The sequence below is a fragment of the Legionella sp. 27cVA30 genome, assembly GCF_024160945.1.
GTDB lineage: Bacteria > Pseudomonadota > Gammaproteobacteria > Legionellales > Legionellaceae > Legionella_A > Legionella_A septentrionalis.
On record NZ_JAMYXK010000001.1, the window covers coordinates 416,276 to 428,707 of the forward strand.

Consider the following 12,432-nt stretch of genomic DNA (forward strand, 5'->3'; position numbering starts at 1 on the left):
TATGTTATTTTATCAAAGCATACAGGTAACGCTCCTAAAGTTTTTTGTAGACTCCTCAGCTTTAATTTACGTACCTAATTAGGCAACGTCCCTAAAGTTTTTTAGCCAAGATTTCATCTTAAATTGAGCACAAATTTTTCTATTTCACTTCGATCTACCCCCTCTCCCGCGCAAGGAATTTGCATTGTCGTATCGTGTTGCAATTCCTCTAAAGCTTAATTTTTCGAAAGCAACGTGCAACGATATTTCTTTCTTTATAAATGTGATTATCAGGTGTTGTTGGATGCAATCGGTTACTTTTGCTTGGATAACCGGGGTTTTATCCCGCTCTCATTTAAATTTTGACGAAATGTATTAACGGCAAATTTGCTCAAGCTCATTGGTACTTAGGCCTGCACGCACGTAAGGTTCAATCATTTCAAGTACGGACGCTGCTAGACGTCCGAGGCAACGCGCATCTTTTCTATTGCATCAGAGTTTTTCACTAACATCGTTTATCTCACCTTTGATGTTTGAGTTACTAAAATTTTGAGGATTTCAGGGTAGGTCATGGAGGGATTTTCTTCGGCCAGTTTCCAGCTCTAAGCCAGTATTCTCTTGAGAATTAATAGGTCGGCTCATTGCTCGTGCTATGAGTTTTGTTGAATCATGCAGCTCATCTGATATTTTTACTATGCCCATAATATTCTAAAATACAGAGAAATATTATATTTTGATATCGATCAGACTTGTATTGCTGCTTTTAAATCATCTAATGTTACCATTAGCGTCATGGGATCAATTAAAGAAGGCTCAAAACCTAGTTTGGTATAGAAGTCTTTTGCATTGGTAGAGATTGCATGAACTAGTAATCCTCTAATACCTATAGTTTCGGCTGCTTGAATAACTCTTAGTCCTGCATCACGAACTAATGCTCTCCCTAGGCCTTTATGTTGATATGCTAAATCAATAGCAAGCCTACCAAGAATCACTACTGGAACTGGAATGGGCATGTTTCTTCTAAAACGACCTGTAGCCAAACTCCCATCTACAGAGCTAGATGCCAAGACATAATAGGCTATGACACGTTCATTACTCACTGCTACATAGGTGCGGGAAGCATTTGCTTTTTGATTTCTGATTGCTTTTGTTTTTAACCAGACATCAAGGGTTTCTTCACCTGAATTAAATCCCTGTATATTATGTTGTTCACTTATGGGCTCTGGTTGTAAAATCATTCTTTATCCCAAGGTGCCTTTGTCTGCATAGTTTTAATTAATTGCTCATTCGGCATTGGAGCCTTGTCCAGTTGTTGTAAAAACGCAGCATATGCTTCAGGACTAGCTTTTATTAGCGTTTGTTCCAAAATCGTTTCTTCAGCTTCTCGACGAGCTGCACTTAAAATAAAATCAGATCTGTTTTTACCTCTAATTTTTGCCGCACGATCAATAAGCATTCGTGCTTCACTATTAATTCGCATATTTAGTTTTTCTTGTTTTGCATCATTATCTAACGTAGCCATATTTATCTCCTATTTAAAGATATTATAGTATGATGTACGTACATTGTCATTGCTGTTGATTGGAATTTGAGTCTTATACAATTATGAATAACTCTGTGAGGAGTGTATTAAAAAGCTGGCAAAAAAAACTTTGCTGCCGACGTGCAAAAATTTTTTCAGGAGAGGAGAATTGTGGCTACTGGATAACGAAGGATAACTCATCTGCATCCTATGGCAGGGGTGCTGGCGCACCTTCTTAGTAAAAAATTCCCAATTCCAAACGTGCCGCCTCAGTCATGCGCTCTTGCGTCCATGGCGGCTCCCAAACCAGTTCAACAGTGCAATCACCTACTCCCTCCACCTTATTAACGGTTTGTTCTACGGTTCCCGGAAAAGTTTGGGCTACAGGACAGCCTGGAGAAGTAAGCGTCATTTGAATATGAACATGCTGTTGATCATCGACTTGGATTGCATAAATCAAGCCTAAATCATAAATATTAACCGGGATTTCGGGATCAAATACCGTTTTAAGCGCGGCAATCACAGCTTCCTGCAACGCTTCCTTAGAATCTTGTTTTTTCTTAAAACCAAACATACTTACTTATTCCGTTGTTACCATAGCTTTTTCCTGGTTCAATGCCGACTCCAGGGTATGCCATGCCAAAGTGGCGCATTTAACACGTGCCGGGAAAGTCCGCACGCCAGCCAATACCGCAAGCTTATCCAAGGTCTGGGGTTGCTCTTCATCCACGGTAACCATATGATGAAACCGCCGAAACAAATCATGGGCTTCCTCTATGGTTTTATGGCGCAATACTTCGGTCATTAATGAAGCAGAAGCTTGCGAGATAGCACAGCCGCATCCCAAAAAACTGATATCGTCTATCTTATTGTTACGGAGTTTCAAATAAACCGTAAGTTTATCGCCGCACAAGGGGTTAAACCCTTTGGCTTCGCAGGTGGGATGTTCCATACTGCGATGATTTCTGGGATTACGGTTATGATCGATGATGATCTCTTGATACAAGTCTCGCAAATCCATCAAGCAAATACCTCTTTTACTTTATATAACGCTTTCACACATTCATCGATTTCTTGCTCGGTATTGTAAAAAGACAAGGAAATTCGTGTAGTGGCAGGCACGTCAAAAAAATCCATTAATGGCATGGCGCAATGATGGCCGCTGCGGATGGCAATTCCCTCGCTATCCAATATGGTACCAATATCATGTGAATGGATTTTTCCATGCACAAAAGAGACGATTGGAACTTTATCTCGCGCGGTGCCGATCAAATTAAAGCCTTTCACAGAATGAACCGCATCCGTTGCATAAGCCAACAAATGCGCTTCGTAAGCGACCACAGCTTCAAGATCTAAAGACCATAAATAATCCATGGCCGCCCCTAAGCCAATTGCTCCTGCAATATTAGGAGTACCTGCTTCAAATTTATAAGGAAGCGGCGCATAGGCAGTGGCTTCCATGGTGACATAACTTATCATTTCACCACCACCCTGATACGGCCCCATATCATCCAGCAAATGCTCGCGCCCCCAAAGTACGCCAATGCCTGTAGGCCCATACATTTTGTGCCCGGAAAATGCGTAGAAATCACAACCAAGGGATTGCACATCAACAGGCAAATGCGCGGTTGCCTGCGCACCGTCTAATAAAACCAATGCGCCATACGCATGCGCCATTTCTATCATTTTTTTAACCGGGTTAATGGTACCCAGAGCATTGGAAACATAATTAATGGCAACAAATTTTGTATTACTGGACAATTGCCTGGCAAACTCATCCAGCAAAATTTCACCATCCAAGTTGATGGGTGCAACTTTTAACACGGCACCTGTTTTTTTGCATACCATCTGCCAGGGGACAATATTGGAATGATGCTCCATGTGGGTAATTAAAATTTCCTCACCCGGCAAAATACGCGGGGCAACGAAGCTTTGCGCGACTAAATTAATGGCTTCGGTGGTGCCGCGCACAAAAATGCACTCATGCGGGTATTTCGCATTGATAAAGCGTTGGACTTTTTCACGTACTGCTTCAAACTGCTGCGTGGCACGTGCACTCAGTGCATGTACACTGCGGTGCACATTCGCATTATCATGCAAATAATAATTGGCAATGGCATCAATAACTGCTTTCGGTTTTTGCGTGGTCGCTGCATTGTCCAGGTAAATCAGCGGACAATCGTTTACGCTTTGCTGCAAAATAGGGAAATCCTGACGGATAGCTTGTACATCGAATGCATTAATTAACTCATTGGCACGATTCATACGGTTATCCCAGTTGCTGACACAATAATTGATTTAGCCAGTTTGCCAATTTAGGCGTCCCCATCATCCGCAAATTATCTGCGGCAAAAGCTTTAACTAAAAAACGGCGAGCCTCATCCTGTTCGATGCCGCGGGCAGCAAAATAAAACAACGCTTCTTCATCAAGCTGCCCCACCGTTGCCCCATGGCTGCATACTACATCATCGGCAAAAATTTCCAATTGCGGTTTGGTATCAATTTCGGCATTGGCCGCCAGTAATAAATTTTTATTTTGCTGCCTCGCTTCTGTGTGTTGCGCATGCTTGGCCACCATCACCTTGCCATTAAAGACCGCGCGCGAATCACCACTTAAAATACCTTTATAATCCTGCTCACTACGGCAATCAGGAACATTATGGTTCACCACGGTATGATGATCCATATGCTGGGCCTTACCCGGGGCATAAATACCATTTAGCAAACAGCGTGCGTGCGGTTCATGCAAATCAATGCTGATGTCACTGCGCATCAGCTTCCCGCCCAGGCTTAAGGCATGCGTGTCGACTTCACTCCCTTGTGCCTGTTTAACCGCCAAATGCCCCATATGGTATGCGCTGCGGCTTTCACGTTGCAGCTTATAATGGCTCAATTTGGCATTGGCTGCTGCATGTAATTCGGTAATCGTATTGGTAAAATAAGTCCTTTCGGGCTTGCCCTGAAAATCCTCGATCACCACAGCAGAACTGCCTGCCTCGGCCACCAGCAGGTGGCGCATGAAAACGGCTTGATTATCCTTATCTTGCATGTGTGACAAGATAACAGGTTGCGGCAGGGAAACTCCTGCCGGTAAATAAATAAATATGCCAGCATGCAGCATAGCCGTGTTCAAAGCCTGAAAACCATGCTCTTGCTGCAGAATTTGCCCTAAATAAGGCTGAATTTTTTCAGGGTGCTCCTCAATCGCTTGCGCCAAAGGCAATATAATAACCCCAGCCGGCAAAGTATATTGCCCAGATTGAACCCAGCAACCGTTAACCCACGAGACAATATAACCTTCTACAGGCAAATCAGCTGCATAACTTTCCTGGGCCAATGGCGAGCTTTCATTTTGTGTAAAGCGGTGTTGTAAAAAAGAATCAATTAAGGTGTATTTCCATTCTTCATGATGTCGCGTTGGGAAGCCTAAGCGAGCCAGTTCATTAAGCCCTTGCTGCTGTAAGCGCGCCAACCAGGAAATTGGTGAAATTTTTAGTTGGGCTTGTTGTCGATAAAAATCAAGGACATCACTCATGACTGCTCTGACTCCTCCAACCAACTGTATCCTTTTTCTTCCAATTCCAACGCGAGGGATTTATCACCGGATTTAATAATGCGGCCATTTGCCAGTACATGAATGAAATCAGGCTGAATGTAATTTAACAGGCGTTGATAATGGGTGACCATAATGATGGAACGCTCGGGGCTGCGCATGGCATTTACCCCTTCGGCAATGATGCGCAAGGCATCGATATCAAGGCCAGAATCCGTTTCATCTAAAACAGCCAATTTAGGTTCCAGAGCAGCCATTTGCAGAATTTCGTTGCGCTTTTTCTCACCGCCTGAAAATCCTTCATTGATGCTGCGATATAAAAAGCTTTCATCCATATCCAATAACTTGCATTTTTCCCGTATAAAACTTAAAAATTCGATCGCATCCAGCGTATTCTTGCCTTGCCCTTTGCGTACGGCGTTCACCGCTGCCTTTAAAAAATTAATATTCGTAACGCCAGGAATTTCGACTGGATATTGAAAAGACATGAAAATTCCAGCTTGTGCCCGTTCCGCGGGGGATAAAGGCAGCAAATCTTGTCCCAGGAAATGAATATCTCCACCCGTTACTTCATACGCCGGGTGTCCTGCCAAGACCTTGGATAAAGTACTTTTTCCAGAACCATTTGGGCCCATAATGGCATGAACTTCTCCTGCACCCACAGTCAAGTCGATGCCTTTTAAAATGGGTTGTGCATTAATGGCTACATTTAATTGATTGATTGATAACATCTTAACCTACTGCCCCTTCCAAACTGATGCCTAACAACTTGGTCGCTTCCACTGCAAATTCCATTGGTAATTCTTTAAGAACTTGCTTGCAAAAACCATTCACAATCATGGAAACAGCATCTTCTGTATCGATGCCCCGTTGTTGGCAATAAAACAATTGCTCTTCGCTGATTTTTGACGTTGTGGCTTCGTGTTCTACTTGTGCCGTCGGGTTTTTCACTTCAATGTAGGGAAATGTATGGGCGGCAGATTGGCTACCCATCAACATGGAATCACATTGGGTAAAATTCCGTGCATTGAGTGCAGTGGGCGCAATGCGCACCAAACCCCGATAAGCATTATGCGACTGTCCCGCACTTATCCCTTTGGCAATGATCGTTGAGCGGGTATTTTTGCCCAAATGAATCATCTTAGTACCTGTATCCGCTTGTTGATGATTATTTGTTACCGCAACGGAATAAAATTCACCTACCGAATCGTCGCCCTGCAAAATCACGCTCGGGTATTTCCAGGTAATCGCAGAACCCGTCTCAATTTGCGTCCAGGAAATTTTGGAACGTTTCCCACGGCAAGCACCACGCTTGGTTACGAAATTATAAATACCACCCTTGCCCTCTTTATCGCCAGGGTACCAATTTTGCACGGTGGAATATTTAATTTGTGCGCCATCCATAGCCACCAACTCTACGACTGCCGCATGCAATTGATTTTCATCGCGCATGGGGGCGGTACACCCTTCAAGGTAGGAAACGTAACTATTATCGTCCGCAACGATCAACGTGCGTTCAAATTGACCGGTAGATGCTGCATTGATGCGAAAATAAGTGGATAATTCCATCGGGCAGCGCACCCCTTTCGGCACATAGACAAATGAACCGTCGCTAAATACTGCAGAATTAAGGGCTGCATAGAAATTATCGCGATAAGAAACAACAGAGCCCAGATATCTGCGCACCAAATCAGGGTATTCATGCACTGCTTCGGAAAGAGGACAAAAAATTACACCTTTTTCTGCCAGTTTTGCTTTAAACGTAGTCGCAACCGATACACTGTCAAAAACCGCATCCACTGCCACTCCTGCCAGCATTTCTTGCTCGCGCAGGGGAATGCCTAATTTTTCATAAGTTCGTAATAATTCAGGATCCACTTCATCCAGACTTTTCGGCCTGTCTTTTAAATTTTTAGGCGCGGAATAATAAGAAATTGCCTGATAGTCAATCGGGGGATAACGGACACTGGACCACTCAGGATGCAGCATGGTGCGCCAATATTCAAACGCTTGCAAACGCCATTCCAACAAAAACTCAGGCTCATTTTTTATAGCCGACAAGCGGCGAATCGTCTCCTCATCCAAACCCGGTGGAAACGTTTCAACTTCAATGTCGGTCACAAATCCATGCTGGTATTCCCGCTCAAGAAGAGAATTAATCTGTGTGTTTTCTTTAGCCATTATAGGCTCCCTAACTGCTTGATGCGATCAAGGTTAATCATTTGCAAGGCTGGTTTAGCCAATGCCTCCAGACTGACGCTGCTCAAGGCGGATTCAATTGCTTGGCTAATCAAGCGCCAATTCCCCTGCACATGGCAGACACCTTGTAAAGAACATTCATTTGGTTCCAGGCTGCACTCGGTTAAACCGCGGGATTCTTCCAGTGCATAAATAATTTCAGTGACTGAAATGGCGGATGCGGGCCGTTGTAATCGGTATCCACCCGCAACGCCACGCACTGAGGATAACAAACCTGCAGCGGTTAAGCGCTTTAATAATTTGCTGACTGTGGGGACAGTCAAATGGGTATGCAAAGCAATATCCCGCGCGTTGCAAACTTGCTGCGGGCGCTTCGCAAGATACACCATCACTACTGTTCCATAATCGGCCAATTTGCTGATGCGCAGCATACCATTCCTACTTTCAATAATCTAGTACTAATTAAGTCTTATTTAATATATATAGTACTAAATTAGTTCTCTTTAAAGAAAAAGGCTAATGATATCTCATTCTGTATAAAGCGGGCAAGTTGGCCAACTCATGATGATGAAGCAGCCACTCCTACCTAAGCGGGGTATGGCACCCTACGCCGCTTAGGCATCGATTATAAAAATTATAAACAATCTGCCTGATTGACAAACATTTTATTCACGATAAAATGCAGAAAACTGCAAAGGAAGGACGTAACCATGAAGCACTATTCTTTTTTAAAAACCCTAAGCCTGGCATGCGCTCTCATTTGCGCACAATTTGCTTTTGCCGAACCGGCAAACCTTGGGCTTTTGACGCAAGAAGTTAAGGCTTATCATGACTCAGGGACTTATGAAAAGGAATTAACCCAAACCCTTGTGCTCGCTCAACAATTTATTCTTGAGAAAGCCAAAGCCAACCAGAAAAGTCCGCAGCCGAAAAAACTGGCCATTGTGTTGGATATTGATGAAACCAGCTTATCGAATTATAACAAAATGGCTTCCCATAATTTCGGTGGCAATAAAAAAATATGGCATCGCGAAATTATGGCGGCAGATTCCCCCGCCATTCAACCCATGTTGGCTTTATATCAGCAAGCCTTAAAACACGGCATCGCTGTATTTTTTGTTACAGGACGAAGAGAAGCTGAGCGTGCGCCTACCATTAAAAATTTGGAAAAAGCCGGCTATAAAGGCTGGAGCGGCTTATATTTAAAACCGGATAATTATGACAAAGCATCGATCATCCCTTTTAAAGCAGGCACCAGAGCTTCCATTGCCAAGTCAGGCTATACCATCATCGCCTCAATTGGGGATCAGCACAGCGATTTGACAGGCGGTTCAGCCGAAAAAACGTTTAAATTGCCTAACCCCTATTATTTCTTACCCTAAAAATTCTATGGCCCGCGATGCGGGCCATTTCCTTGCAATCAACGATTAATTTTCACCCTTTAAACCCTTGACCGCAATTTTTTCGTGGTTAACAAAATGTTGAATAATCTGTTTGGCTTGTTCACTGGTTAAAGGCTTGGTCAAAACCCCATCCATAAAATATTCTTTACAATCTTCCTTCACTACATCCGCCTGGTAAGAGGTAAGGGCAATAATGGGTACATGAAAATCAGTATTTTCTTCCATTTGCCGGAATTTTTTCGCCACCATATAACCTGATGTATCCTCAAGCCCTATATCCATTAACACCATGTCATATTTGCCCGGACTGAAAAGCTGCAAAGCTTTATCACCGGACTCAGCAATATCAACCTGGCAATTCAATGCGGTAAGCAATGCTTCTTCAACCTTCTGAGCTATAAAATTATCTTCCACCATCAATATATGAGGCTCGGCAACATGTTTTACTTCCTGGGGAACTTCTTCTTCCGGCTTGGCAACCTGGGTTTCCAGTTTTTTTCGCTCGGTTATATCAGTTAACACCACAACCAGCTCGGTTACATGACGATGCTCATCAAACAGGGGCACGCGCCTGGCTAAAAAATAAGTTGCCTCGCCTTTTTCATCATAAACTGGCGCTTCTTCAATATCCCATTGCTGCTGCCCGGAAAAAATAACTTTCATGTCATCCAAGCGAAATGCTTCGATTCTCTCTTTAGACCATTTGGTAAATTTGGCCATTTGCTCATAAGGTGTGCCGTTAAAATCACGTACCTGCTTTAAATTAAGCAATTTCACGAAACTGATGTTACACCCTTTTAAATTGCAATCGCTGTCAACCCAGTACACTATATCGGGCATACAATTTAGAATTTCCATATAAAATTGATGTATTGAGAAGGAATCCACGTAATTTTCCGTTGTTATTTGCCGAGCCATCTCGTCCCCCCGCGGTTGTCTTACTGTATAATTATAGTTCATTATGATTTGCGACGCGGGGCTAAGACTATAGAATTATTTATTTATTTTTGCCTGCTTATTTTTTGCAATCTTTCTGACACAAGCAATCCTTGCATCGCCAATTGCCATAAGAAAGAAAGCCATGCAGCATGTTATTTTTAAAAATTTCTATACTATGTAATTCATGACAACTTACATGAGCAATCGGAGATCCCCATGAACACGGTATTTATTACTGGTGCAAATCGAGGCATAGGGTTTGAATTTGCCAAACAACTTTGCGCGCAAGGCATGCAAGTCATCGCAACTTGCCGCAAACCAAAAGACGCCCACGCTTTAAAAACGCTACAAAAACAATACAAAAATTTGACCATTAAGACATTGGATATCAGTAAAACCAATGACATTGTTGCCCTGGCACAAGAATTCGGCAAGACACCCATTGACTGGTTGATAAATAATGCCGGGATAAGCGGAGAATCAGGCGTAACAATAGGTAATATTGCGCGTGAAAACTTCCTGCACCTTGTGGAAGTCAATTGCTTTGGACCGTTAAAATTGAGTGAAGCCTTGCTGCCATCATTAAAGCTCGGCCAAGGTAAATTAATTGTCTGCATCAGTTCAAAGATGGGCAGCATCAGCAGCAATGAACAAGGGCGAAGCTATGCGTATCGCACGAGTAAAGCCGCCTTAAATTGTGCCATGCGCTCTTTTGCATTGGATGTGGCGCAAGACAATATAAACGTCATGTTGTTGCATCCTGGCTGGGTAAAAACAGACTTAGGAGGTCCTAATGCACCGCTGACACCGCATGCCAGTGTTAACCATATGCTAACCGTCATCGATAAATATAAACATAACAGTCATGCTGAAGTATTGCGTGGTTATGACGACTCCATGATTCCCTGGTAATTTATGGTATGATGCAGCCTGTCCACTTATGCGGAGAGCAATATGGCTTGGCTGCCTGCCTTACCTTTAATCGAATTACAACAAAAAAAACGTCAAAAACTCACCTTGAACAATCAAGGGATCCTACTGCTCTGGCACCAGGAAGAAGTGCATGCCATTCAATCTCAATGCCCGCATCTTAAACTTCCTCTGTTGAAAGGCGAGCTGACAGACGATTGTGCTATTGTTTGTCCTTTCCACAAGAGTGCTTTTCATTTAAAAACTGGTGAAAGTGCATGTTGGTCACCATGGCCACCGGTGGTTGGGAAATTACTGGGCAAAGTTTCAAAAGAAAAACCATTGAAAATTTATTCGACGCAAATTAAAGACGATGTGATTTGGGTAAATGCCTAGGTGCAGATCGTTATTGGTCAGGAATTTACCGAGCATAGATGCCAAATACAGGGGACTGCTTGTAACAACAAAACCTGGTGCCCTTAACCAACTTGCGTTGCATAGTTTATAATCAAAGAGTGCTTTTTCATTGTATTTTTGTTAAAGGAATAAAATGAAACACTTTTTGTTGTTATTAGCAGCCTGGCAATTGTTCCTGCCCGCCACGTTTGCCGCGGCAGAAACAAAGCAAGCGCCTGTGGTGTTGAATGAAAAAATCAGGGAAATTTGGCAGGGAAATGCCCAGTTAAACCCTGATATTTTTAATGACGGGACATTAAAACCTGATTTGCGCAAAAAACTGATACAAATTGGCAATTATTATTTTAATAAATTGAAAAACCAATTTCCCGATGCCAAATTGGTTGACATCCTGTTAACAGGCAGTAATGCCGGTTACAATTATACGAAAAATTCAGATATCGATGTTCACCTGGTAATAAACTTGCCGGCATGCGATCAGAAACTGTTAAAAGATTATTTAATTTTTTTAAGCGAATCGACTTGGCACAAACGAAAGATTACTTATAAAAATCGTATTGTTGAAGTTACCGTACTCCCATTTATGGCGGAAAGCGGCGGCGTTTACTCCCTTTTGCAAAATAAATGGTTGCAAAAGCCACTCCGTAAAACAAGCACTCACACTCAACAGGAAATAAAGATTGTTGTTGAAAAATATCAAAATCGCTTGCGGCAATTACAGCAAGCTTATACCAAAAATCCCAATCATTTTAATTGCATTCTTTTCAGTGACTTACAACAAGAGCTTGTGGCATGGCGCACGCGAGGAATCAAAGCAGAAGGAACGGCTGCAACGGCTAATCTGGGATTTCGCGTCCTGCGTGATTTAGGAATGATGGATGCGATTGATTCATTATTAGCAGCATGTGAAGAAAAACACCTGCAAGCGATTATTCAGGAATGACGGTTTTAAATCTCTTAATTGCCAAATCAAGGAAGAAACATCTTGGGTTCCTTCCTTGCGCAGAAAATTTAGGCATCGGCCGTTGTATAGTCTACGGCTATAATTTCGTATTCAACCATGCCACCCGGCGTATTTACAACTACGGTGTCATCCAAATTTTTGCCAATTAATGCCCGTCCTATGGGCGAACTGTAAGAAATTTTATTCAATTTTAAATCCGCTTCGTCTTCCCCGACAATTTGATAGGTAATTTCCGCTTCAGTTTGCACATGGCATAAACGTACAGTCGTGCCAAAAACAACCCGTCCTTGATTCTCCATCTTGCTGATGTCTACAATTTGAGCATTGGATAGTTTGGCTTCAAGTTCCTGAATGCGCCCTTCAATAAAACTCTGTTGTTCACGAGCTGCATGATATTCCGCATTTTCCTTCAGATCACCATGAGCACGTGCCGTAGCAATGGCTTCGATAATTCTTGGTCGCTCGATTGTTTTCAAGCGATGCAATTCTTCTTTAAGCGCCTGTGCGCCTTTCACCGTCATAGGATGTTTTGACATGTCTCTATCCT

General features: G+C 42.8%; 16 protein-coding genes and 1 pseudogene. 4 read left to right on the forward strand and 13 right to left on the reverse strand.

The window, feature by feature from the left end; genetic code table 11:
• Positions 1-357: 357 nt before the first annotated feature.
• From NKV53_RS01845 to NKV53_RS01895, 11 genes and pseudogenes are all read right to left on the reverse strand, one after another.
• Positions 358-491 (reverse strand): annotated as a pseudogene (locus NKV53_RS01845) (type I methionyl aminopeptidase); the annotation flags it as partial.
• A gap of 46 nt (positions 492-537) precedes the next feature.
• Positions 538-681: a ParD-like family protein gene (locus NKV53_RS01850; RefSeq protein WP_233579567.1), complete on the reverse strand. Its 144-nt coding sequence runs from the start codon at positions 679-681 to the stop codon at positions 538-540.
• Between the two features lie 41 nt (positions 682-722).
• Positions 723-1,217: a GNAT family N-acetyltransferase gene (locus NKV53_RS01855; RefSeq protein ID WP_127032404.1), complete on the reverse strand. Its 495-nt coding sequence runs from the start codon at positions 1,215-1,217 to the stop codon at positions 723-725.
• On the reverse strand, positions 1,214-1,501 hold the full coding sequence (locus NKV53_RS01860) for a DUF1778 domain-containing protein (protein WP_126953827.1): 288 nt from the start codon (positions 1,499-1,501) through the stop codon (positions 1,214-1,216). The genes NKV53_RS01855 and NKV53_RS01860 overlap by 4 nt, the downstream gene beginning before the upstream one ends.
• A 235-nt stretch (positions 1,502-1,736) precedes the next feature.
• On the reverse strand, positions 1,737-2,075 hold the full coding sequence (locus tag NKV53_RS01865) for an SUF system Fe-S cluster assembly protein (RefSeq protein WP_126953828.1): 339 nt from the start codon (positions 2,073-2,075) through the stop codon (positions 1,737-1,739).
• Positions 2,076-2,081: 6 nt separating this feature from the next.
• Positions 2,082-2,522: a Fe-S cluster assembly sulfur transfer protein SufU gene (gene sufU / locus NKV53_RS01870; protein WP_126953829.1), complete on the reverse strand. Its 441-nt coding sequence runs from the start codon at positions 2,520-2,522 to the stop codon at positions 2,082-2,084.
• Positions 2,522-3,766 carry a cysteine desulfurase gene (locus NKV53_RS01875; RefSeq protein WP_126953830.1) on the reverse strand — a complete coding sequence of 415 codons (1,245 nt, stop codon included), beginning with the start codon at positions 3,764-3,766 and terminating at the stop codon, positions 2,522-2,524. Before NKV53_RS01875 ends, sufU begins: the two co-directional genes overlap by 1 nt.
• Positions 3,767-3,770: 4 nt before the next feature.
• Positions 3,771-5,036, reverse strand: coding sequence for a Fe-S cluster assembly protein SufD (gene sufD, locus NKV53_RS01880; protein WP_253350594.1), 1,266 nt, complete (start codon positions 5,034-5,036; stop codon positions 3,771-3,773).
• On the reverse strand, positions 5,033-5,785 hold the full coding sequence (gene sufC, locus NKV53_RS01885; RefSeq protein WP_126953832.1) for a Fe-S cluster assembly ATPase SufC: 753 nt from the start codon (positions 5,783-5,785) through the stop codon (positions 5,033-5,035). The genes sufD and sufC overlap by 4 nt, the downstream gene beginning before the upstream one ends.
• 1 nt (position 5,786) lies before the next feature.
• Positions 5,787-7,235, reverse strand: a complete 1,449-nt coding sequence (sufB, locus tag NKV53_RS01890; protein WP_127032403.1) for a Fe-S cluster assembly protein SufB — start codon at positions 7,233-7,235, stop codon at positions 5,787-5,789.
• A complete protein-coding gene (locus NKV53_RS01895) occupies positions 7,235-7,684 on the reverse strand; it encodes an SUF system Fe-S cluster assembly regulator (protein WP_126953834.1) in 450 nt (149 codons plus the stop codon). Before NKV53_RS01895 ends, sufB begins: the two co-directional genes overlap by 1 nt.
• Positions 7,685-7,963: 279 nt before the next feature.
• Here NKV53_RS01895 and NKV53_RS01900 point away from each other — a divergent pair, with 279 nt between their 5' ends.
• Positions 7,964-8,635, forward strand: a complete 672-nt coding sequence (locus NKV53_RS01900) for an HAD family acid phosphatase (RefSeq protein WP_127111007.1) — start codon at positions 7,964-7,966, stop codon at positions 8,633-8,635.
• A 45-nt stretch (positions 8,636-8,680) separates the two neighbouring features.
• On the opposite strand, the gene NKV53_RS01905 is transcribed toward NKV53_RS01900, so the two are convergent.
• Entirely contained in the window at positions 8,681-9,574 is an 894-nt protein-coding gene (locus NKV53_RS01905; protein ID WP_126953836.1) for a response regulator, read from the reverse strand.
• Between the two features lie 237 nt (positions 9,575-9,811).
• Between NKV53_RS01905 and NKV53_RS01910 the strand changes: the two genes are divergently transcribed.
• The 3 genes from NKV53_RS01910 to NKV53_RS01920 all read left to right on the forward strand — a co-directional run bounded on the left by NKV53_RS01910 (position 9,812) and on the right by NKV53_RS01920 (position 11,864).
• Complete coding sequence (locus tag NKV53_RS01910) at positions 9,812-10,507, forward strand: SDR family oxidoreductase (protein WP_126953837.1); 696 nt, start codon at positions 9,812-9,814, stop codon at positions 10,505-10,507.
• Positions 10,508-10,549: 42 nt separating this feature from the next.
• Entirely contained in the window at positions 10,550-10,900 is a 351-nt protein-coding gene (locus NKV53_RS01915) for a Rieske (2Fe-2S) protein (RefSeq protein ID WP_126953838.1), read from the forward strand.
• Between the two features lie 154 nt (positions 10,901-11,054).
• Entirely contained in the window at positions 11,055-11,864 is an 810-nt protein-coding gene (locus tag NKV53_RS01920; RefSeq protein ID WP_126953839.1) for a hypothetical protein, read from the forward strand.
• A gap of 68 nt (positions 11,865-11,932) precedes the next feature.
• Here the strand turns inward: NKV53_RS01920 and greA are convergent, their stop codons facing one another.
• The gene (gene greA, locus NKV53_RS01925) at positions 11,933-12,421 is read right to left on the reverse strand and encodes a transcription elongation factor GreA (RefSeq protein WP_126953840.1); all 489 of its coding nucleotides are present in this window, start codon (positions 12,419-12,421) and stop codon (positions 11,933-11,935) included.
• Between the last annotated feature and the right edge of the window lie 11 nt (positions 12,422-12,432).